At 66.0% G+C, this 19,151-nt stretch carries 19 protein-coding genes; 10 read left to right on the top strand and 9 right to left on the bottom strand.

Annotated elements, in window-relative coordinates; genetic code table 11:
* Positions 1–114: 114 nt before the first annotated feature.
* Positions 115–2,292: a S9 family peptidase gene (locus tag PIB44_RS08685; RefSeq protein ID WP_278069069.1), complete on the bottom strand. Its 2,178-nt coding sequence runs from the start codon at positions 2,290–2,292 to the stop codon at positions 115–117.
* Between the two features lie 72 nt (positions 2,293–2,364).
* Here PIB44_RS08685 and PIB44_RS08680 point away from each other — a divergent pair, with 72 nt between their 5' ends.
* Positions 2,365–3,168 (top strand): trypsin-like serine peptidase, encoded by an 804-nt coding sequence (locus PIB44_RS08680; RefSeq protein ID WP_278069067.1) that lies wholly within the window; start codon positions 2,365–2,367, stop codon positions 3,166–3,168.
* Between the two features lie 126 nt (positions 3,169–3,294).
* Here PIB44_RS08680 and PIB44_RS08675 read toward each other — a convergent pair whose 3' ends face one another.
* Positions 3,295–5,079, bottom strand: a complete 1,785-nt coding sequence (locus tag PIB44_RS08675; RefSeq protein WP_278069066.1) for an acyl-CoA dehydrogenase — start codon at positions 5,077–5,079, stop codon at positions 3,295–3,297.
* Between the two features lie 137 nt (positions 5,080–5,216).
* Between PIB44_RS08675 and PIB44_RS08670 the strand changes: the two genes are divergently transcribed.
* Positions 5,217–6,155: an L-threonylcarbamoyladenylate synthase gene (locus PIB44_RS08670; RefSeq protein WP_278069065.1), complete on the top strand. Its 939-nt coding sequence runs from the start codon at positions 5,217–5,219 to the stop codon at positions 6,153–6,155.
* On the opposite strand, the gene PIB44_RS08665 is transcribed toward PIB44_RS08670, so the two are convergent.
* The 4 genes from PIB44_RS08665 to PIB44_RS08650 all read right to left on the bottom strand — a co-directional run bounded on the left by PIB44_RS08665 (position 6,152) and on the right by PIB44_RS08650 (position 10,353).
* On the bottom strand, positions 6,152–7,177 hold the full coding sequence (locus tag PIB44_RS08665) for a patatin-like phospholipase family protein (protein ID WP_134580984.1): 1,026 nt from the start codon (positions 7,175–7,177) through the stop codon (positions 6,152–6,154). The two genes, PIB44_RS08670 and PIB44_RS08665, sit on opposite strands and share 4 nt — an antisense overlap.
* Positions 7,178–7,217: 40 nt before the next feature.
* Positions 7,218–8,015, bottom strand: coding sequence for a 3-hydroxybutyrate dehydrogenase (locus PIB44_RS08660; protein WP_278069064.1), 798 nt, complete (start codon positions 8,013–8,015; stop codon positions 7,218–7,220).
* Between the two features lie 65 nt (positions 8,016–8,080).
* Entirely contained in the window at positions 8,081–8,854 is a 774-nt protein-coding gene (gene yaaA / locus PIB44_RS08655) for a peroxide stress protein YaaA (protein WP_278070976.1), read from the bottom strand.
* 95 nt (positions 8,855–8,949) lie between these two features.
* Positions 8,950–10,353, bottom strand: a complete 1,404-nt coding sequence (locus PIB44_RS08650) for an FAD-binding oxidoreductase (protein ID WP_278069063.1) — start codon at positions 10,351–10,353, stop codon at positions 8,950–8,952.
* 77 nt (positions 10,354–10,430) lie between these two features.
* Here PIB44_RS08650 and PIB44_RS08645 point away from each other — a divergent pair, with 77 nt between their 5' ends.
* Genes PIB44_RS08645 through PIB44_RS08635 form a run of 3 tightly spaced genes read left to right on the top strand, consistent with a single transcriptional unit; the run spans position 10,431 to position 12,408 of the window.
* Positions 10,431–10,883, top strand: a complete 453-nt coding sequence (locus PIB44_RS08645) for an NUDIX hydrolase (RefSeq protein WP_278069061.1) — start codon at positions 10,431–10,433, stop codon at positions 10,881–10,883.
* Between the two features lie 52 nt (positions 10,884–10,935).
* On the top strand, positions 10,936–11,946 hold the full coding sequence (locus PIB44_RS08640; protein WP_376787741.1) for an SPFH domain-containing protein: 1,011 nt from the start codon (positions 10,936–10,938) through the stop codon (positions 11,944–11,946).
* Between the two features lie 3 nt (positions 11,947–11,949).
* Entirely contained in the window at positions 11,950–12,408 is a 459-nt protein-coding gene (locus PIB44_RS08635; RefSeq protein ID WP_025977173.1) for an NfeD family protein, read from the top strand.
* Positions 12,409–12,430: 22 nt separating this feature from the next.
* On the opposite strand, the gene rnhA is transcribed toward PIB44_RS08635, so the two are convergent.
* Positions 12,431–12,883, bottom strand: coding sequence for a ribonuclease HI (gene rnhA / locus PIB44_RS08630; protein ID WP_025977172.1), 453 nt, complete (start codon positions 12,881–12,883; stop codon positions 12,431–12,433).
* Positions 12,884–12,998: 115 nt separating this feature from the next.
* Between rnhA and PIB44_RS08625 the strand changes: the two genes are divergently transcribed.
* The 3 genes from PIB44_RS08625 to tatC are packed head-to-tail and all read left to right on the top strand — an operon-like array spanning position 12,999 to position 14,706.
* Positions 12,999–13,214: a twin-arginine translocase TatA/TatE family subunit gene (locus tag PIB44_RS08625; RefSeq protein WP_003166998.1), complete on the top strand. Its 216-nt coding sequence runs from the start codon at positions 12,999–13,001 to the stop codon at positions 13,212–13,214.
* Positions 13,215–13,237: 23 nt separating this feature from the next.
* The gene (gene tatB, locus PIB44_RS08620; protein WP_278069058.1) at positions 13,238–13,822 is read left to right on the top strand and encodes a Sec-independent protein translocase protein TatB; all 585 of its coding nucleotides are present in this window, start codon (positions 13,238–13,240) and stop codon (positions 13,820–13,822) included.
* The gene (tatC, locus tag PIB44_RS08615) at positions 13,819–14,706 is read left to right on the top strand and encodes a twin-arginine translocase subunit TatC (protein WP_278069057.1); all 888 of its coding nucleotides are present in this window, start codon (positions 13,819–13,821) and stop codon (positions 14,704–14,706) included. Before tatB ends, tatC begins: the two co-directional genes overlap by 4 nt.
* A 23-nt stretch (positions 14,707–14,729) precedes the next feature.
* On the opposite strand, the gene PIB44_RS08610 is transcribed toward tatC, so the two are convergent.
* Complete coding sequence (locus tag PIB44_RS08610; RefSeq protein ID WP_278069056.1) at positions 14,730–15,497, bottom strand: NAD(P)H-hydrate dehydratase; 768 nt, start codon at positions 15,495–15,497, stop codon at positions 14,730–14,732.
* 190 nt (positions 15,498–15,687) lie between these two features.
* Here PIB44_RS08610 and PIB44_RS08605 point away from each other — a divergent pair, with 190 nt between their 5' ends.
* Positions 15,688–16,026 carry a P-II family nitrogen regulator gene (locus PIB44_RS08605; protein WP_025977168.1) on the top strand — a complete coding sequence of 113 codons (339 nt, stop codon included), beginning with the start codon at positions 15,688–15,690 and terminating at the stop codon, positions 16,024–16,026.
* Between the two features lie 58 nt (positions 16,027–16,084).
* Entirely contained in the window at positions 16,085–17,494 is a 1,410-nt protein-coding gene (gene glnA, locus PIB44_RS08600; protein ID WP_278069054.1) for a type I glutamate--ammonia ligase, read from the top strand.
* 124 nt (positions 17,495–17,618) lie between these two features.
* Here glnA and PIB44_RS08595 read toward each other — a convergent pair whose 3' ends face one another.
* Positions 17,619–19,079, bottom strand: coding sequence for an amidohydrolase (locus PIB44_RS08595; RefSeq protein ID WP_278069053.1), 1,461 nt, complete (start codon positions 19,077–19,079; stop codon positions 17,619–17,621).
* Positions 19,080–19,151: the final 72 nt, after the last annotated feature.

The following is a 19,151-nucleotide window of genomic DNA, read 5'->3' as shown; positions in this document are numbered from 1 at the left end:
GGGCGTCGCCGCTTCGGTCAAGCGCGTTGTGGCGTTTTTGATAAAAAATCCGCGAATTCAGATGCTAGCAGGCAGAATGGGAGGAACCCGTGGGCCGGAGTTCCTCCCGTCTTCTCAGGCCTTCTCCCAGCCTTTTTCTACGGCCCAGACGGCGAAGGCGTAGTCGTGGGCGATGTCCTTCAGATAGTCGAACCGCCCGGAGGAGGCGAAGTGGCCCGCCTCCATGTTGATCTTCAGCAGCACCGGCTTGCCGGAGGTCGAGGCGGGACGCAGTTTCGCCACCCACTTCTCCGGCTCCCAATAGGTCACGCGGGGGTCGGACAGGCCGCCCGTCGCCAGCAGAGCCGGATAGGGCTTGGCCTCGATCTGGTCATACGGGCTGTAGGAGTGGATGTAGTCATAGGCCGCCGCGTCCTCCAGCGGATTGCCCCATTCGGGCCATTCCGGCGGCGTCAGGGGCAGGGTGGTGTCGCTCATGGTGTTGATGACGTCGACGAAGGGCACGCCGCCGATGACGCCGGCCCAGAGTTCGGGCCGCATATTCGTGACCGCGCCCATCAGCAGGCCGCCGGCCGAGCGGCCCTCTGCCACGATGTTCCCCGCCTTGGTGTATTTCTGCGCGATCAGGTGATCGGCGGCGGCGATAAAGTCGGTGAAGGTGTTCTTTTTGGTGAAGCGACGCGCGGTCAGGAACCAGTTCCAGCCCTTGTCCGAGCCGCCGCGGATATGGGCGATGGCGTAGATGAAGCCGCGATCCACCAGCGACAGCCGGTTGGTCGAGAAGCCGGCCGCCATCGGGATGCCGTAGGAGCCGTAGCCGTAGAGCAGCAGCGGCGCAGACCCGTCGACTGGCGTGTCCTTGCGGCGCAGCACCGTCACCGGCACCAGCTCGCCGTCAGAAGCGGGTGCGTTCAGTCGCTCGACCACATAGTCCGCCGGATTGTGGCCCGAGGGGATTTCCTGAACCTTGCGCAGCGTGCGCTCGCGCGTCTTCAGGTCGTAGTCGTAGGTTGAGGTCGGCGTGGACGGCGAGTTGTAGCCGTAGCGCATGATCGTGGTGTCGAACTCGGACGCCCCGCCCAGCGACAGGGCGTAGGCGGGCTCGTCCACGGCGATTTCATGTTCGGCGCCGCTGCGGTCGCGGATGACGATCTTGGTGTTGGCGTCGGCGCGTTCCTGCCGGCCCAGGTAGTCCTTCACCAGGGCCACGCCCTCGATGAAGCGGCCCGGCGTGTGGGGGATCAGGTCCTTCCAGTTCGCCTTGGCGGGAGCGGCGGTCGGCGCCTCCATGACCTTGAAGTCGATGGCGTCATCGGCGTTGGTGCGGATCACCCAACGATCGCCCCAGTGGTCCAGGTCATACAGCCGGCCGACGTGGCGCGGCTCGACCACCATCGGCTTCGCGGTCGGGTCCGAGGCCGGGATGATGCGGCTCTCTGAGGTTTCCTGGTTGCCGATGGAGATGACGATGAAGGCGTCGTCGGCGGTGCGCTCGATGCCCTGGAACATGCCCTCGTCCAGTTCTTCGTTGACCAGGGCGGTCTCGCCGCCGCGCGCCGGGCGGCGGAAGATCTTGTCGGGGCGGCCGTTGTCGTCGCGGTTGGTCCAGAAGATCCACTGGCTGTCCGGCGAGAAGGTGAAGTTGGCGCTGGCCGATTCGATCGGGTTGGGCAGCACCTCGCCCGTGGCCAGATCCTTCACATAGATCTTGTAGACTTCGGAGCCTTGAGCGTCCTCGGCATAGGCGAACAGAGCGTGATCGGGGCTGTGTTCGGTCGCCGAAACCTCCGAATAGGCCTTGCCCTCGGCCAGCTTGTTGCAGTCCAGCAGGATGACCTCGCCGTCCGTCTTGCCGCGCGGGCGGCGGCAATAGAGCGGGTGTTGATCACCGACGTTGTAGCGGACGTAGTACTCCCACGGGCCGTCTGGCGCAGGGACGGAGCTGTCGTCCTCCTTGATGCGGCCTTTCATCTCCTCGAACATCTGGGCCTGCAGCGGCAGGGTCGAGGCCATCATGGCTTCGCGATAGGCGTTCTCGGCGGTCAGGTGCTCCTTGACGTCAGCCTTGATCAGTGACGGATCGCGTAGCACGGCCTGCCAGTTGTCGTCCTTCATCCACTGATAGTCGTCGACGCGCACGCGGCCCAGCTGCTCGATGCGGACGGGGACCTTCTTGGCGACGGGCGGGGTGGGCTTGGACATCGAGGCTCCGGGACTCTGGCGGGCAAGGGCGGGGGATGCGGCGACCATGCCGACAGCGGCGGTCGAGGCGATCAGTTCGCGACGGTTCATGGCGTGGGCTTCCCCTCGATTATCATTCGAGCGGGACCTTGTGCCCGGCGACGCTCGGCGTCAAATGGCGTCATGGTCATTCAGGATCTTCCGCCCGAACAACCCGGTATCGTCTCCGCCCCGCCGCCCGAATGGGACCTGACGGTCGGGGTCATCAACGCCACCGTGCAACTGGATCAGGCGTTCGGCAGCGGACAGAGAAAGGTCGGTACGGGCTTCCTGATCTCCGCCCCCAGGCCCGACGGCGCCCCCCGCGTCGTGCTGGTGACAGCCCGGCACGTGCTGGACGTCATGCCCGGCAATGAAGCGCGCATCGGGTGGCGCACAGCCGAGGCGGACGGGGCGTGGACGTTCACTCCCGAAACCTTGAGCATACGCGATGCGGGCGGCGCGCCGTTGTGGACGGCCCATCCTGAGCGCGATGTGGCGGTGATGGAGATCACGGCGCCGCCCGCCTTTGTCCAGGCGGCGATTCCGCTCGGCTGGCTGGCCGAGGCGGACGCCTTCGACCGCTGGCGCATGGGTCCCGGCGACGAACTTCTGGCCCTGGGCTATCCCCATGGGCTGTCGGCCAATCGGGCGGGATTTCCGATCCTGCGACTGGGGCGGATCAGCTCATGGCCGCTGACTCCCATCCGTCACTTCCCGATCTTCCTGCTGGATTTCGTGGTGGCGCAGGGGAACTCGGGCGGCCCGGTGTTCTGGACCCCGGCCGCGCGTCGCGTGCCCGGTGCGCCCGTGCCGGATCATCCCTTTATCGCCGGGGTTCTGGTCCAAGAGGTTCAGGGCGGCGGAGAGGGTTTGGATCTCGGCGTCGTAGCTCACGCGCAATATGTGCGCGAGACGATTGAGCGGCTGGATATTTCCTCCCCATGAGATGGGGAGCGGGACCGCGTAGCGGTGGAGGGCGCAGCGCCGCCGGCGCCCGAAAGGCCCCTCCGTCACGGCGCTAGCGCGCCGCGCCACCTCCCCATCGGCGACGCCAATGGGGAGGAAAAACCCTCAGCCGGCGAGCGCTTCGACGCTCATCCGCTGCAGCAGGTCGCCGCCCTGTCCCACGGCCGCCAGACGACTGGAGACGTGTCCAAGGACGTTGGCCGCATAGACTTCATAGAGGTCCAGCTTGCCCTGCAGCCAGGCGGCGTCGCCCTCGTCAGCGTCCAGTTTCGCCTTGGCCGCCAGGGCGCCCTTGGCCAGCATCCAGCCGCCGACCACGTCGCCCATCAGCTTCAGATAGGCGTCGGCGCCCGCCAGAACGTCCGCAGCGCGGGCCGGGTCCGACTTGGCGTCGAGCAGCCACAGGGTGGCGTCCTCGACCGCCTCGATGGCGGCGGCGAAGCGCTCGACCGGCTTGCCGGTATAGAGGCGGTCGATCTGGGCCAGGGTCGTCTTCATTTCGGCGATCAGAGCCTTGGCCGACTCGCCGCCGTCCATCGACAGCTTGCGGCCGACCAGATCCATGGCCTGGATGCCGTTGGTGCCTTCGTAGATCGGGGCGATGCGGGCGTCGCGATAGTATTGGGCCGCGCCGGTCTCCTCGATGAAGCCCATGCCGCCGTGGACCTGAACGCCCATCGAGGCGACCTCGCAGCCGACGTCGGTGGACCAGGCCTTGGCGATCGGCGTGAACAGGTCCTCGCGGCCCTTCCAAACCTTGCGCTCTTCCTCGGTGCTGGCGTGGCGGGCCAGGTCGGCGGCGACGCCGGTCGACAGGCAGATGGCGCGGGCGGCGGCGACCTTGGCCTTCATCACCGACAGCATCCGGCGCACATCGGGGTGGTCGAAGATCGGGGCGTCCTTCTCGCCGGTCCAGACGCTGCGGCCCTGACGGCGCTCCAGCGCATAGGCCAGGGCATGTTGATAGGCGCGCTCGGCGATGCCGACGCCCTCGACGCCGACGGCCAGGCGGGCGGCGTTCATCATGACGAACATATGGGCCAGGCCCTGGTTCGGCTGGCCGACCAGTTCGGCGCGGGCGCCCTCATAGCTCATGACGCAGGTGGGCGAGGCGTGGATGCCCAGTTTGTGCTCGACGCCGACCGGGCGGAAGGCGTTGCGCTCGCCTAGCGAGCCGTCGGCGTTGACGATGAATTTGGGCGTCAGGAACAGGCTGATGCCCTTCGGCCCGGCAGGCGCGTCGGGCAGGCGGGCCAGCACCAGGTGGACGATGTTGTCCGTGGCGTCGTGATCGCCCCAGGTGATGAAGATCTTCTGGCCGGTCAGGGCGTAGGTCCCGTCGCCATTGGGAACCGCCGTCGCCGTCAGGGCGCCGAGGTCGGACCCGGCGTGCGGCTCGGTCAGCACCATGGCGCCGGTCCATTCGCCCGAGACCAGCTTGGGCAGATAGGTCGCCTTCTGATGCTCGTTGCCGACCTGCTCCAGCGCCTCGATCGAGGCCAGCGACAGCATGGGGCACAGGCCGAAGGCCATGTTGGCGGCGTGGACGGTCTCATAGGCCGCCAGCTCCAGCGCCTTGGGAAGGGCCTGCCCGCCGGCCTCGACCGAGGCGGTCAGGCTGGTCCAGCCGCCCGCCGCGAACTGCTGATAGGCGTCGGCGAAACCGGGGGCGGCCGTCACCGCGCCGTTGGCGTATTTGGCGCCGGCCAGATCGCCGGGGCGGTTCAGCGGGGCCAGAACCTCTTCCGAAAACTGGCCAGCGGCGTCCAGCACGGCCGAGGCGACATCTGCGTCGTAATCCGGAAAGGCGCCGGTCGCTGCGACCTGATCGATGCCGGCCACGGCGTCGAGGGCGAATGCGATGTCACGGACGGGGGCGCGGTAGCTCATCGGTTATCCTCAGAAAGACGTTGCGCTTCTGTCGACCCCTGCGCTCTGTGGCGCAAGCCCGCTTGGACTTTGGTCGAGTTTCCGCGCACTCTATGCCTCTGTTTGAACGACTGACGCCGCGTAAGGAAAGAGCGACCGTGCCCGCCGACCGACCCGCCAGGGGCGACAGCCCAGAAATCGCCGCCGAGGCGCTGAAGACGGGACGTCTGGTCATCCTGCCGACTGAGACGGTCTATGGCCTGGCGGCCGACGCCTCCAACCCTCAGGCGGTGGCGCGTATCTTCGAGGCCAAGGGGCGGCCGCGCTTTAATCCTCTGATCGCCCATGTCGCCAACGCCGTGGACGCCGAAGACATCGCCGTGTTCGACGCCAGGGCGCGGGCGCTGGCCGAAGCCTTCTGGCCGGGGCCGCTGACGATCGTCGCGCCGGTTCGGGACCGCGATCGGGTGTGCGATCTGGCGCGGGCGGGGCTGGACAGCGTGGCCGTGCGGGTGCCGGCACATCCGCGGGCCCGGGCGGTCATCGGCGCCTTTGGCGGGCCGGTCGTCGCCCCCTCGGCCAACCGTTCCGGACGGCCCAGCCCGACGACCTTTGCTGATGCTCTGGAGGAGACGGGTCATGCCGTGGGCGCGGCGGTCGATGGCGGCTCCTGCGCCGTGGGGGTGGAAAGCACCGTCGTCTCGGTGCTCGACGGCAAGGTTTCCCTGCTGCGTCCCGGCTCCGTCACCCGCGAAGAACTTCAGGCCGTGGTCGGGCCGCTGGATGAAGGCGGGCAGCGGCATCGCTCGCCCGGCCGGCTGGCCCTGCACTATGCGCCCGACGCCCCGGTGCGGATCGAGGCGGAGGGCGCCAGGGACGGCGAAATCCTGCTGGGGTTCGGTCCAAACGTCGGCGATCCGCGCTGGAGCCTCAGCCCGACCGGGGACCTGCGCGAGGCGGCGGCCAATCTGTTCCGCCTGCTGCGAGAGGCGGACCGGACGCGGCCCGCCGGTATCGCGGTGTCGCCCGTTCCGGCCAAAGGGCTGGGCGAGGCGATCAACGACCGTCTGCGTCGTGCGGCGGGCTTCGTCGGCTAAAGGAAGCGCGCCTTCACATCCACGCTGGACGCCTTGCCGACCTTGGGCAGACAGTTTTCAAGCCAGGCCTCGGCCGCCGTCCGGCCGTGCTGCTTCAGCTTGTTCAGATAGCTCCACTCCGTATCGAACTTGGAGTGGAGCGACTCGCCGCCCAGCCACTCATCCGCTTCGATGACGTGGATGCGGATGCCGCGCCGACGGTCCTCGCCGGGCTTCAGCTTGCCCTCGGCGATCAGGTCTTGAACGAAGGCGACGGCGCGCAGTTCGGCCACCAGCGGGGCGTTGAAGACGATCTCGTTCAGCCGGTCGTTGATGTCGCCCGCCTCGCGCGGGGCCTCGTCGCGCTGGAACGGATTGAGCGGCAGCAGCAGGATATCGTCCGGCGTGTCGGTGTAGAACAGCGGCCACAGCGCCGGATTGGCCAGATAACCGCCGTCCCAATAGGGCTCGCCCTCGATCTCGACCGCCTGAAACAACTGGGGCAGGCAGGCTGAGGCCAGCAGCACCTCTGGCGCCATTTCACCCGACTTGAAGATGCGCGAGCGGCCCGCGCGCACCGCCGTCGTCGACACGAACATCTGGATGGAGGAGGCGCGCAGGGCCTCGAAATCCACCGCCGTCTCCAGCACCCGGCGCAGCGGGTTCAGGTTGAAGGGGTTGAAGGAGTAGGGGCTCATCGACAGGGCCAGCGTCTGTCCCGCCTGCCACATCGGCGTGCCCTTCAGCCAGTCGGGCGTCAGGGCCTTGGACCAGACGGCGCTGTCGCCGAAGACGTTGCGGCCGCCGGACTGGTTCACCTCGCGCCATAGGGTGTCGAGCGCTTCGCGACCCCCCTCGGCGCCGCCGCGCTCCAGCCCGGTGATCAGGGCGGCGGCGTTCATTGCTCCGGCCGAGGCGGCGGTGACGGCGCGCACGTCCAGCACGTCGGCCTCAAGCAGTCGATCCAGCACGCCCCATTGAAAAGCGCCGTGCGCGCCGCCGCCCTGCAGGGCCAGACAGACAGGTTTGCGTTTCGCCGCCATCAGCCTCTCCGTCTTTCGACCCGCGCGGCCGCTGTGAAGGCTATTGGGCCGTCCAGCCGCCGTCGACGGAGAAGTGGGCGCCGTTGGCCGAGGCGCCGAGGTCCGACGCCAGATAGAGGAAAATCCCCGCCAGTTCGTCGGTCGTGACGAAGCGCTTGGTCGGCTGCGAGCCGAGAATGACGTTCTTCATCACGTCTTCTTCGCTCATGTTGCGGGTGCGGGCCTGATCCTGGATCTGCTTGGCGACGATCGGCGTCTCGACGAAGCCGGGGCAGATGGCGTTGCAGGTGATGTTCTCTTGCGCCAGCTCCAGCGCCACCGTCTTGGTGAAGCCGATGACGCCATGCTTGGCCGCGACATAGGCGGACTTGAAGGGGCTGGCGACCAGGCCGTGAGCCGAGGCGACGTTGATGATCCGGCCGCGGCCCTGCGCCTTCATGATCGGGATCGCCGCCTTAGTGGCGTAGAAGGTCGAGGATAGGTTGATGGCGATGATCTTCTCCCACGCGTCGGCAGGGAAGTTCTCGACGGCCTCGACGTGCTGGATGCCGGCGTTGTTGACCAGGATGTCGAGGCGGCCCAGTTCGCGATGCGCCGTGGCGATCATGTCCGCGATCTGATCCGGCTGGGTCATGTCCGCCGGGTGATAGAGGACGCGCACGCCGGTTTCGGCGGCCAGATCGGCGCGGGTCTTCTCAATGGCGTCGGCGTCGCCCAGGCCGTTCAGCATCACGTCGCCGCCGCACAGGGCGACCGCCCGCGCGAACGCCAGCCCTATGCCCGAAGTCGAGCCGGTGACGACCGCGACCCGGCCCTTGAGATCGTTCATCGCGAACATGACAGAAAGAACCCGTGGCTAATGATGCTGCAACGCACCCTAGCCGCAGTCGTTCAATCTGGCGATCAGGAATTTCCTTCCCTGATGAATATCCAGTCCGTGTCCGTCGATAGAGTCTTGTCGAAGCGATAGCCGTCGCGATCGAAGGCCTTCAGGTCCTCGACCTTCTCCAGCCGGTTCTCGATGGCGAAGCGGGCCATGCCGCCGCGGGCCTTCTTGGCGTAGAAGGAGATGATGCGGGCTTCGCCGTCCTTCTTTTCCTTGAAGTGTGGCGTCACGACCGGCAGCTTCAGCGCCTTGGCGTCGACTGCACCGAAATATTCGTGGCTGGCCAGGTTCACCAGCGTCTGCTCGGGCAGCTTTCCGGCGTCTTCGTTGAGGCGCAGAGAAATCCGCTCGCCCCAGAAGTCATAGAGGGTGGCGCCGCGTTTGGTCTTCAGGCGCACGCCCATCTCCAGCCGATAGGGCTGGATCGCGTCCAGCGGCCGCAGCAGGCCATAGAACCCCGACAGGATGCGCAGGTGATCCTGCGCCCAGTTCAGATCCTCGACCGACAGGGTGCGGGCCGACAGCCCGTCATAGACATCTCCCGCAAAGGCGAAGACGGCCTGCAGCGCGCCTTCCGAAGTGTCGTTGTCGAAGGCCTGAAAGCGCTGATAGTTCAGCTCGGCCAGGGCGTCGGAGATGGACATCAGGCGGCGCAGGTCCGCGCGGCTGAGTTCACGCGTTACCTTGGCCAGTTCGGCCGTCTCATCGGCGCATCGCCTTGGCGTCACGGGGGCGTCGATGGCGGGCGGGTTGAAGTCCAGCTTTTTGGCCGGGGACAGGACGATCAGCAAGACGATCGACTCCCTATGCGTCTCAAGAGCGGGCCTCATAGGCCGCTTCCATGACGTTTTGAACCGCCTGAAACGTCACATACGGTCGCAAGTCATCAGAAGAGGACCGCCGGGTTCATGATCCGCTGGGGGTCGATGGCCTGACGGATCGCCTGCATGGTCGCGATTTCGAGCGGCGATTTGTAACGTCGCGCCTCATCGGTTTTCAGCCGTCCCAGGCCGTGTTCAGCCGAAATCGAGCCGTCGTAACGGGCCACGACATCGTGCACGACCTGCGATCCCTCCATCCAGCGGGCGATGAAGGCGGCGACGTCTTCACCTACGCCGGGGATCACGTCATAGTGAAGATTGCCGTCGCCGACGTGGCCGAAGACCGACACGCGGCAACCCGGATGGAAGCGTTCGACCGCCGCCGTGGCCTCGTCGATGAAGTCGGCGATTCGCGATACGGGAACCGAGACGTCATGTTTCCAGCCGCCGCCTTCGGGCTTGAGCGCAGCCGAATGCTCTTCGCGCAGACGCCAGAACTCGGCTTTTTGGGCGTCATTCTGGGCGATGGCGGCGTCGACGATCAGACCTTCCTCGAAAGCGGCGGTCAGCAGGCGCTCCATCGCCGCCTCGGCGCCGTTTGGGTCGCCCGAGGCCAGTTCGATCAGCACATACCAGGGCGGCGTCGACTCCAGCGGTTCGCGCGTGTCGGGAATGTTCTTCAGCACCAGGCTCATGCCCAACCGCTTCATCAGCTCGAACGCCTCAACCCCGCCGCCGGTCTCAGCCTTGGCGCGGGCCAGCAGCTCAACGGCGTCGTGGTGGTTCTCCAGCCCGACGATGGCAGTGACGCGGCTGCGCATGATGGGGAACAGCTTCAGCGTCGCCGCTGTGATCACGCCTAGGGTGCCTTCGGCGCCGATGAACATCTGCTTCAGGTCATAGCCGGTGTTATCCTTGCGCAGTCGCTTCAGACCGTTGAACACCTGACCGTCGGGCATGACGGCCTCGATGCCCAGCACCAGGTCGCGCATCATGCCGTAGCGCAGAACCGCCGTGCCGCCCGCATTGGTCGAGATGACGCCGCCTATGGTGGCTGAGCCCTCGGCTGCGAGGCTGAGCGGGAAGAAGCGGTCCTTCTCCTTGGCCAGTTCTTGCGCTTCCAGCAGGGTCACGCCCGCCTCGACCGTCATGGCGTCGTCCAGCGGCGTCACGTCGCGCACCGTCCGCAGCTTGCGCGTGGACAGCAGCACCTCGCCATAGGGAATCTGACCGCCGACCAGTCCGGTGCCGCCGCCCTGCGTCACAATAGCCGTACCGTGACGGGCGCAGATCTCGACGGCGCGGGCGACCTCTTCGGTCGTTCGCGGTTGCAGCAGCAGCGGCGTCTCGCCGGTCCAGCGGCCACGCCATTCGGTCAGCCACGGCGCCATCTCGGCGGCGTCTTGCGTCCAGGCGCCGGGCAGGGCGGCCTTGAGTTCAGCGAGGGATTCTGGCGTCGGGAGGGTCATATCGGCCTTGTGGCAAAAGGCGCGCCGTGGTGGAAGCGCAAAACCTTGCCTTCTGGCGGTCAATTCAAGGGCAAAACATGATTCCGACGCCGGCTGTGGGCGTGGTGTGCCTGAAAGGCGATGAAGTCCTGCTGATCCAGCGCGGCACGCCGCCGCGCGTGGGCGAGTGGAGCCTGCCGGGCGGGCGGCTGGAGCCGGGCGAGCGCCTGGCCGACGCCGCCTTGCGGGAACTGCGTGAGGAAACCGGCGTCGAGGCGGAATTGATCGGTCTGGTCGACGTGGTGGACGGCCTGTTTCCAGAGGCTGGGCGTCATTATGTCCTGATCGACTACGCCGCGCGCTGGATCGCGGGCGAGCCCGTGGCGGCCGATGACGCTACGGAAGCGGCCTTTTTCCCGTTCCAGGCCGCGCTGGCCAAGGTGGATTGGGACGAAACGCGGCGGATCATCCGTATGGCGCGCCGGATGGCTGACGGGGATGTCATGTTGAGGGAACCGGATTCGATGGCGCAGCCGGCGTCCGGCGGATAAGCTGGTCTCCACATCGGAGGGCCTAATGAATTTTTCGCTGATTTTCTTTGTGATGTTCGCGGTCTTCGCGCTCATCTTCTTGTTCAGCGTGATCAAGATCGTGCCCCAGGGCCGTGAGTTCACGGTGGAGCGGTTCGGCAAATACACGAAGACCCTGACGCCGGGCATCCACATCCTGACTCCGTTCGTCGAGCGCATCGGCCGCCGCATGAACATGATGGAGCAGGTGCTGGACGTCCCGACTCAGGAGGTCATCACCAAGGACAACGCCATGGTGAAGGTCGACGCTATCGTCTTCATTCAGGTCATGGACGCCTCGGCCGCCGCCTATCGCGTCGAGAATCTGCCTTACGCCATCACCCAGTTGTGCTCGACCAATCTGCGGACCGTGGTCGGCTCCATGGATTTGGATGAAGTCCTGTTCCAGCGCGACAACATCAACTCACGCCTGCTCACCGTCATCGATGCGGCGACCGAGCCGTGGGGCGTCAAGGTCAATCGGATCGAGATCAAGGATCTGACCCCGCCCGTCGACATCACCAACGCCATGGCCCGCCAGATGAAGGCCGAGCGAGAGCGCCGCGCCATCATCACCGAGGCGGAAGGCGAGAAGCAGGCCGCCATCGCTCGCGCCGAGGGCGCTAAACAATCCGCCATCCTGCAGTCGGAGGGCCGCAAGGAAGCGGCGTTCCGCGATGCTGAAGCCCGTGAACGCGAGGCGGAAGCCGAGGCCAAGGCGACGGCCATGGTGTCGGAAGCCATCGCGCGCGGCGACGTCAACGCCATCAACTACTTCGTGGCCCAGAAGTATGTCGAGGCGTTCGGTGAACTTGCCCGCAACCCGACGGCCAAGACGGTCATCGTACCGGCCGAAATGGGCGGTCTGGTCGGCACCATCGCCGGGCTGGGCGAACTGGTAGGCTTGGCCAAGGAGCAGCAACAGAACCGGTCGGACATCCGTCGCGAACCGTCTCGCGCCGCGGCGGCTTCCTCGGCTTCGACGCCGCCCAGCCGCACCGTTTCGCCGCGTCGATCCGGCGGCGCCGTGCCGACGACGGAGTAGGGCATGGACTGGATCATCTCGCTCCACGCCTCGCAGCCGTTCTGGCTCTGGCTGGCCATTGGCGTCGTCCTATTGGGAATCGAGGCTGCGGCCTCGACCGAGTGGCTGCTGTGGCCGGCGGTGTCGGCGGGGCTGACGGCCTTGCTGACGGCGTTGGCGCCGCAACTTGGCTTGCCGATTGAAATCGGCGTGTTCGCCGCCTTGACCGTCGCGTCCACGATCCTGTCGCGTCGCCTGATCAAGCGCGTGAATCCCCAGGATCAGCCCGACATCAACGACACCAACGTGCGCCTGATCGGCGAGCGGGCGCGGGTCGTGGAAGCCTTCGTCGATGGACGAGGGCGGGTTTTCGTGTCGGGCTCTGAATGGCCGGCCGAGATCGAAGGCGCAGGGCCTCTGGCCGGCGAGAGCGTCATCGTCGAATCAGTCATCGGTTCGCGCCTGAAGGTCAGGGCGGTCTAGGCGGCTCCGAGGACTGGAGGGGCTAGCGGCCCCTTAATTCGGCCACGCCGCGATTGGCCAGGCCGTCGGCCCGCTCGTTCAGGGCGTGGCCGGCGTGGCCCTTGACCCAGTGCCATTTAACCTCGTGGCGGCTGCGGGCCTCGTCCAGGCGCCGCCACAGGTCTTCATTCTTGACCGGCTTCTTGTCGGCGGTCTTCCAGCCCCGGGCTTTCCAGCCGCGAATCCATTCCGTCACGCCCTGCATGACGTATTTGCTGTCGGTGTGCAGATCGACGCGGCAGGGACGCTTCAGCGCGTCCAGCGCCATGATGGCCGCCATCAACTCCATGCGGTTGTTGGTGGTCAGAGCCTCGCCGCCCCAGAGTTCCTTCTCATGACCGCCGCCGGTTTGCAGGATAGCGCCCCAGCCGCCGGGGCCGGGGTTGCCCTTGCAGGCGCCGTCGGTGTGGATGATGACGTGATCGTTAGGATTCATGGTCGCGATGCCTACAGCCTCCCTTGGCGCATCGCCATCACTCAGCCTATATGACGCACAACAATCAGTCGGTGGGGCGCGCGTGGGCGCGGCCGCCCCTTGAGGAGGTATCGCCATGGGCTCCATGAGCATCTGGCACTGGGCCATTGTCGTCGTTGTCGTGCTGGTCCTGTTCGGCGGCCGCGGCAAGCTGTCCGGCATCATGGGCGACGCGGCCAAGGGCATCCGCGCCTTCAAGGACGGCCTGAAGGACGACACGGACGCCAAGGGCAAGGAAGCGCCGGGCGCACTGCCGCGCACCGAGGCCGAAAAAGAAGAACTGAACCGCTGATTTTCGCCGGAAGACGCTGAACCATGGGTGGTCTTGGCCCCGGCATCGGCGGGTTCGAAATCCTTGTCATCGGTCTGGTGGCCCTGCTTGTTGTGGGGCCCAAGGATCTGCCCATGCTAATGCGCAGGGTGGGCCAGTTCGTCGGCAAGGCGCGCGGCATGGCCAATGAATTCCGCGCCAGCTTTGATGAAATGGCGCGCCAGTCGGAACTGGACGACCTGCGCAAGGAGGTCGAGGCGCTGCGGTCGGGGCAGGGGATGTACGCCCTGGGCGCTGACGCGGACGAAGCTTTCAAGGACATCCGCAAGGAGCTTGAGGCGCCGCTTGAGACGCCGGCCGTCCCCGAGCCTGTCGAACAGGCCCCGGCGCAGATTGAGGTCACAGGCGTCGACGAATGGCCCGACAGCGCCACGCCCGTCGTTGCGCCCGAGCCCGCGCCCAAACCCGCGACGAAGCCGAGAGCCAAGAAGGCGGACGCCGGCGCTGGGGCGGCCGCGTCCAAGGTCAAGTCGCGCAAGGCTACGCCTAAGTCTGACGCCCCGCCGTCCTCGCCGAAGCCAGCCGCTGCACGTGCAAGGGCTCAGCGCGCCAAGAAGGTCGATCTATGAGCCGCGCCGACCATGATGAAGCCGACATCGAGGCTTCGCGCGCGCCCCTGATGGATCACCTGATCGAGCTGCGGTCACGGCTGATGATCTGCGTGGTCGCCTTCATCATCGCCTTCATCGGCTGTTTCGCCTTTTCAGAGACCCTCTACCTGTTTCTGGTGAAGCCCTATGTGGTCTCGGCCGCGTTCCACCAGACGGTGGGCGCGCACGGCCATGTGTCGCCGTTCAGCCTGATCCTGGGCACGGCCGGGCTGATCCCCGTGCCGGACGTGGACCACAACAGCGTGCGGTTGATCTATACGGCGCCGCTCGAAATCCTGTTCACCAAGATGAAGCTGGCGGGCTTGGGCGCGGTCATCGTCGCCTTCCCGATCCTGGCCTGGCAGTTGTATCGCTTCGTCGCGCCGGGCCTGTATCGCAATGAGAAGGGCGCCTTCCTGCCGTTCCTGATCGCGGCGCCGGTGCTGTTCCTGCTGGGCGCTGCGCTGGTCTATTACGTCATGCTGCCCTTTGTGATGTGGTTCTCGCTGAGCCAGCAGATCATCGGGGAGAATGTGGCCGCCGAACTGCTGCCCAAGGTGTCGGACTATCTGAACCTGGTGACGGCGCTGATTCTGGCCTTCGGCCTGTGCTTCCAGTTGCCGGTCGTCATGACCCTGCTGGGCCTTGCTGGTCTGATCAGCAGCGAACTGATGGCCAAGGGGCGCCGCTACGCTATCGTGGCGGTGGTCGTGGTCGCCGCCGTGGTGACGCCCCCGGATCCGATCAGCCAGCTGATGCTGGCCGTGCCGATGGTGCTGCTCTACGAGGTGTCCATCTGGTGCGTCCGCATCATCGAGCTGCGCCGCAGGAAGGCGGATACAACTGACGGGCTGACGGCCTGACAGCAGGCTGGGGCCAGCGTGGCCTAAACCGAACCTGAGCCGTTCAGCAGATCGGCGAGCACCGCGGGCAGCCCCTGCGGCAGGTCTTCTGAGATCAGCCCGGGCCCAAAGCGTCGCGCGGCCTCAGAATGTATCCACACCGCCGCCCGTGCGGCGTCGAAGCTGTCCATGTGTTGGGCGATCAATCCGCCGATCATGCCCGCCAATACGTCGCCGCTGCCCGCCGTGGCTAGCCAGGGCGAACCGTCGCCGTTGACCGCCAGGCGGCCGTCCGGCGCCGCGATGACCGTCGCCGCGCCCTTCAGCACCACGATCGCCCCGGCCAGACGCGCAGCCTCCTGCGCCGCGCCCTCGCGGCCTTCCGCCGCCAGCAGGCCGGGAAACAGCCGCTCGAACTCGCCTTCGTGCGGGGTCAGGACATCGTCCCGATCCAGCCAGGCGAACAACTGCTCAGGTCGATCGCGGAACAGGGTCAGGGCGTCCGCATCGACCACCAGCGCCGCGCCGGTACGTGCCAGCGCCGCCAGGTTCAACGCCGTGCTTTCGTTCAGTCCGGCAGCGGGACCGATCACGACGGCGTCCATCGGATCGGCCAGGGCCTGAAGCTGCTCGGGCGTCGCGAAGCTGGCCAGCATCACCGCCTCCAGCGCGGGGGCCAGAACCGGCGCTGCGTCCGGCGGGCAGAAGACCTTGACCAGACCCGCCCCCACCCGAAGGCCGGCTCTGGCGGACAGGCGCGCGGCCCCGGTGGACAAGGCGCCGCCCGAGACGACGCCAAGCCTGCCGCGCACATGTTTATGGCTATCAGGCCCCGGTCGGGGCAGCAGATGACGCCACTCAGAGGGACTGTTACCGAACTTCATGTGGATTTCCGTTCACGGACGGCCTCCGGGCGCGAAAAACGCTTGCCAATTTGTGCGATGCAATGTCCCTTTACCGCCCGAGCGTCGGACCAAACAAGGAGCCGGCTCGGGACTTGCCATGAAGAAGATCGAAGCCGTCATCAAGCCGTTCAAGCTGGATGAAGTGAAGGATGCGCTCCAGGATATCGGGGTGCAAGGCATGACTGTGCTGGAGGCCAAGGGATATGGCCGCCAGAAGGGTCATTCGGAACTCTATCGCGGCGCCGAGTACGTCATCGACTTCCTGCCCAAGATCAAGATCGAGGTGGTGGTGGCCGATGACTTGGCTCCGGCTGTGGTCGAGGCGATTCAAAACGCGGCCCGCACCGGCAAGATCGGGGATGGCAAAATCTTCATCACCAGCCTCGAAGACGTGATCCGTATCCGCACGGGCGAAACCGGCGCCCAGGCCATCTAGACCAGCGGCCGCCTCTCGGGGCGGCCGATTTCAATTCCCAGTACAGGACCTCCTCCCCATGAGCGCCGCCGAAAAGATCCTGCAGGAGATCAAGGATAAGGACGTCCAGTACGTCGATCTCCGTTTCACCGACACGCGCGGTCGGGTCCATCACGTCACCTTCGACATCGGCATGGTCGATGAGGAATTCCTCGAAGACGGCACCATGTTCGACGGCTCCTCGATCGCCGGCTGGAAGACCATCAACGAGTCCGACATGCTGTTGAAGCCGGACCTGTCGAGCGCCTTCATCGACCCCTTCTACCAGCAGACCACCCTGTTCATGTTCTGCGACGTGCTGAACCCGGACACCGCCGAGCCCTACAATCGCGACAGCCGCTCGATGGCCAAGAAGGCCCTGGCCTATGTCCAGTCGTCCGGCGTGGGCGATACCGTCTTCTTCGGTCCCGAAGCCGAGTTCTTCGTGTTCGACGACGTGCGCTGGAACACGGCGCCGCACGACACCCGCTACAGCTTCGACTCCACCGAGCTGCCCGCCAACACCGGCGCCGAATACGCCGAGGGCAACCTGGGCCACCGTCCGGGGCCCAAGGGCGGCTACTTCCCGGTCAACCCGGTCGATTCGGGCCAGGATCTGCGCGGCGAAATGCTGGCGGTCATGAAGGATCTGGGCCTCGACCCTGAGAAGCACCACCACGAAGTCGCCCCTGCCCAGCACGAGCTGGGCCTGAAGTTCAGCGACCTGCTGACCATGGCCGACCGGATGCAGCTGTATAAGTATGTGATCCACAACGTGGCCCACGCCTATGGCAAGTCGGCGACCTTCATGGCCAAGCCGATGTTTGGCGACAACGGCTCGGGCATGCACGTCCACATGTCGATCTGGAAGGACGGCAAGCCTCAGTTCGCCGGCGACAAATACGCCGGCCTGTCGCAGGAATGCCTGTGGTACATCGGCGGGATCATCAAGCACGCCAAGGCCATCAACGCCTTCGCCAACTCGACCACCAACTCCTACAAGCGTCTGGTGCCCGGCTATGAGGCGCCGGTGAAGCTGGCCTATTCGGCCAGCAACCGCTCGGCCTCGATCCGCATCCCGCACGTCACCTCGGCCAAGGCCAAGCGTCTGGAAGCGCGCTTCCCCGACCCGATGGGCAACCCCTATCTGACGTTCGTGGCCCTGCTGATGGCGGGTCTGGACGGCATCGAGAACCGCATCGATCCGGGCGCGGCCGCCGACAAGAACCTGTACGATCTGCCGCCCGAAGAGCGTCACTCGATCCCCGAGGTCGCCGGTTCGCTGCGCGAGGCTCTGGAGGCCCTGAACGCCGACCGCGCCTTCCTCAAGAAGGGCGGCGTCATGGATGACGACTTCATCGACAGCTACATCACCCTGAAGCAGGAAGAAGTCGCCCGGCTGCAACTGCACCCGCACCCGGTCGAGTTCGACATGTATTACAGCTGCTGATCAGCGGGCCTACGTTAAGGACCTAAAGGCGTCGGACCCCAGGTCCGACGCCTTTTCTACGCCCTCAGATCTCAGTCGCATCAGTTACGGCGTCAACTGTGTTCCAACCGTCCCGGCCTTGGCGCTATTTGCCGTCGCCGCGATAGTTCAGTTGGGGCGGGCCGTCACCGACCAGGGGACGATAGACGAAATCCGCGCCGCGACGTTCATGGAGCTCGGTAGTTGCCGCAGCGATCGTTTCGGGGCTGACGAACAGTTCAGCCGCCGTCAGGGCCAAGGTCTTGGCGGCGACGACGGCGCCTTTGACGCCAATGCTGGAGCCTGCGGCGGCGGTGTTCTGCCAGCTATGCCCCGCAGAGCCCGGCACGAATGTAGCGGTCGCCAGGCCCACGGTGGGAACGACCCAACTGACGTCCGACACATCGGTCGATCCGCCTGCGCCATCGAAACTCAGCTTGGCGGGCTGGATTTCACCGACGCTCGACAGGGGCGGCTGGCTGGCCAGGGTCTGCTGGAGCTTGGTTGCGAAAGCCGTTTCCTCGGGCGTCCAGGTGATGCCGCCGACGCGGTGCAGGTTGCGGTCCATGACGCTCATCAGCGCGCCGTTGGGCATCATGCTGTAGACGCCGCCGATCTGCTGGAACTCATATCGGGTTTCGGTGCCCAGGGCGGCGCCCTCGGCGGCCTTCTTCAGCCGTTCGATGACCGACAGGACGACCTCCGGGTCGCCGTGACGGACGTAGTAGTAGGATTCCGCATAGTTGGGCACGACGTTGGGCGCTTCGCCGCCATCGGTGATGACGTAGTGGATGCGCGTGCCGTCAGGAATGTGCTCGCGCATCATGTTGGCCATGGCGTTCATCGCCTCGACGGCGTCCAGGGCCGAGCGTCCGCGATCCGGCGCGCCGGACGCGTGCGACGACGTGCCGTAGAAGCGGAATTTACCGCTGACATTGGCCTTGGTCGTGCCCTGGCTGGCGCTGTTGACGGTTGCCGGGTGCCAATGGAGCGCGACGTCCACGTCATTGAACAGGCCGTCACGGACCATGAAGGCCTTGGCCGAGCCTCCTTCTTCGGCGGGCGTGCCATAGAGGCGCAATTCGCCCTTGATGTTGTTGTCGATCATCCATTGGCGGACAGCGATGGCGGCATGGCTGGAGGCCGCGCCGAACAGGTTGTGGCCGCAACCGTGACCGGCGATCGCATGCAGGGATTGTTCGACGGGCGATACCGCCTGAGACAGGCCGGGCAGGGCGTCGAATTCAGCCAGCAGGGCGATCACCGGGCCCTTGCCGTTCTTAAAGCTGGCGACGAATGCGGTGGGTTGGCCGGCGATGCCTGCGGTGATGGTGAAGCCGGCGGCCGTCAGATCCTGCTGCAGGAGGGCTGAGCTCTGGGTTTCCTGATAGCCGACCTCGGCGAACTCCCATATGGCCAGGGCGGTGGCTCCCAAGTGCTCGCGGCCGCGCTCGACGCTGTCGATGATGGCGGACTGCTGCGCCGCCGGCAGTTCAGCCGCCCACGCCGATGTGCCCGCAAGACACGATAGAGCGACGGTGATGGCGGTAAGACTGGTGAATTTCATATTCTGAGTTCCGCTGTTCGTGCGCATGCTTTTGAAGGGTGAAAGATCGAGACGGCGAACGGGACAGACGAT

The organism is Brevundimonas sanguinis, assembly GCF_029636725.1.
Taxonomy (GTDB): domain Bacteria; phylum Pseudomonadota; class Alphaproteobacteria; order Caulobacterales; family Caulobacteraceae; genus Brevundimonas; species Brevundimonas sanguinis.
This window is presented reverse-complemented; position numbering and strand designations above follow the sequence as displayed.

What these genes read in the sequence shown, in the direction of transcription:
- PIB44_RS08675 (WP_278069066.1), bottom strand. Translation starts at nt 5,079, where the DNA reads ATGAGCTACCGCGCCCCCGTCCGTGACATCGCATTCGCCCTCGACGCC.
- PIB44_RS08660 (WP_278069064.1), bottom strand. Translation starts at nt 8,015, where the DNA reads ATGTTCGCGATGAACGATCTCAAGGGCCGGGTCGCGGTCGTCACCGGC.
- PIB44_RS08595 (WP_278069053.1), bottom strand. Translation starts at nt 19,079, where the DNA reads ATGAAATTCACCAGTCTTACCGCCATCACCGTCGCTCTATCGTGTCTT.
- tatB (WP_278069058.1), top strand. Translation starts at nt 13,238, where the DNA reads ATGGGTGGTCTTGGCCCCGGCATCGGCGGGTTCGAAATCCTTGTCATC.
- rnhA (WP_025977172.1), bottom strand. Translation starts at nt 12,883, where the DNA reads ATGAATCCTAACGATCACGTCATCATCCACACCGACGGCGCCTGCAAG.
- tatC (WP_278069057.1), top strand. Translation starts at nt 13,819, where the DNA reads ATGAGCCGCGCCGACCATGATGAAGCCGACATCGAGGCTTCGCGCGCG.
- PIB44_RS08650 (WP_278069063.1), bottom strand. Translation starts at nt 10,353, where the DNA reads ATGACCCTCCCGACGCCAGAATCCCTCGCTGAACTCAAGGCCGCCCTG.
- PIB44_RS08680 (WP_278069067.1), top strand. Translation starts at nt 2,365, where the DNA reads ATGGTCATTCAGGATCTTCCGCCCGAACAACCCGGTATCGTCTCCGCC.
- PIB44_RS08605 (WP_025977168.1), top strand. Translation starts at nt 15,688, where the DNA reads ATGAAGAAGATCGAAGCCGTCATCAAGCCGTTCAAGCTGGATGAAGTG.
- PIB44_RS08640 (WP_376787741.1), top strand. Translation starts at nt 10,936, where the DNA reads ATGTTCGCGGTCTTCGCGCTCATCTTCTTGTTCAGCGTGATCAAGATC.
- PIB44_RS08625 (WP_003166998.1), top strand. Translation starts at nt 12,999, where the DNA reads ATGGGCTCCATGAGCATCTGGCACTGGGCCATTGTCGTCGTTGTCGTG.
- glnA (WP_278069054.1), top strand. Translation starts at nt 16,085, where the DNA reads ATGAGCGCCGCCGAAAAGATCCTGCAGGAGATCAAGGATAAGGACGTC.
- PIB44_RS08665 (WP_134580984.1), bottom strand. Translation starts at nt 7,177, where the DNA reads ATGGCGGCGAAACGCAAACCTGTCTGTCTGGCCCTGCAGGGCGGCGGC.
- PIB44_RS08635 (WP_025977173.1), top strand. Translation starts at nt 11,950, where the DNA reads ATGGACTGGATCATCTCGCTCCACGCCTCGCAGCCGTTCTGGCTCTGG.
- PIB44_RS08685 (WP_278069069.1), bottom strand. Translation starts at nt 2,292, where the DNA reads ATGAACCGTCGCGAACTGATCGCCTCGACCGCCGCTGTCGGCATGGTC.
- PIB44_RS08645 (WP_278069061.1), top strand. Translation starts at nt 10,431, where the DNA reads ATGATTCCGACGCCGGCTGTGGGCGTGGTGTGCCTGAAAGGCGATGAA.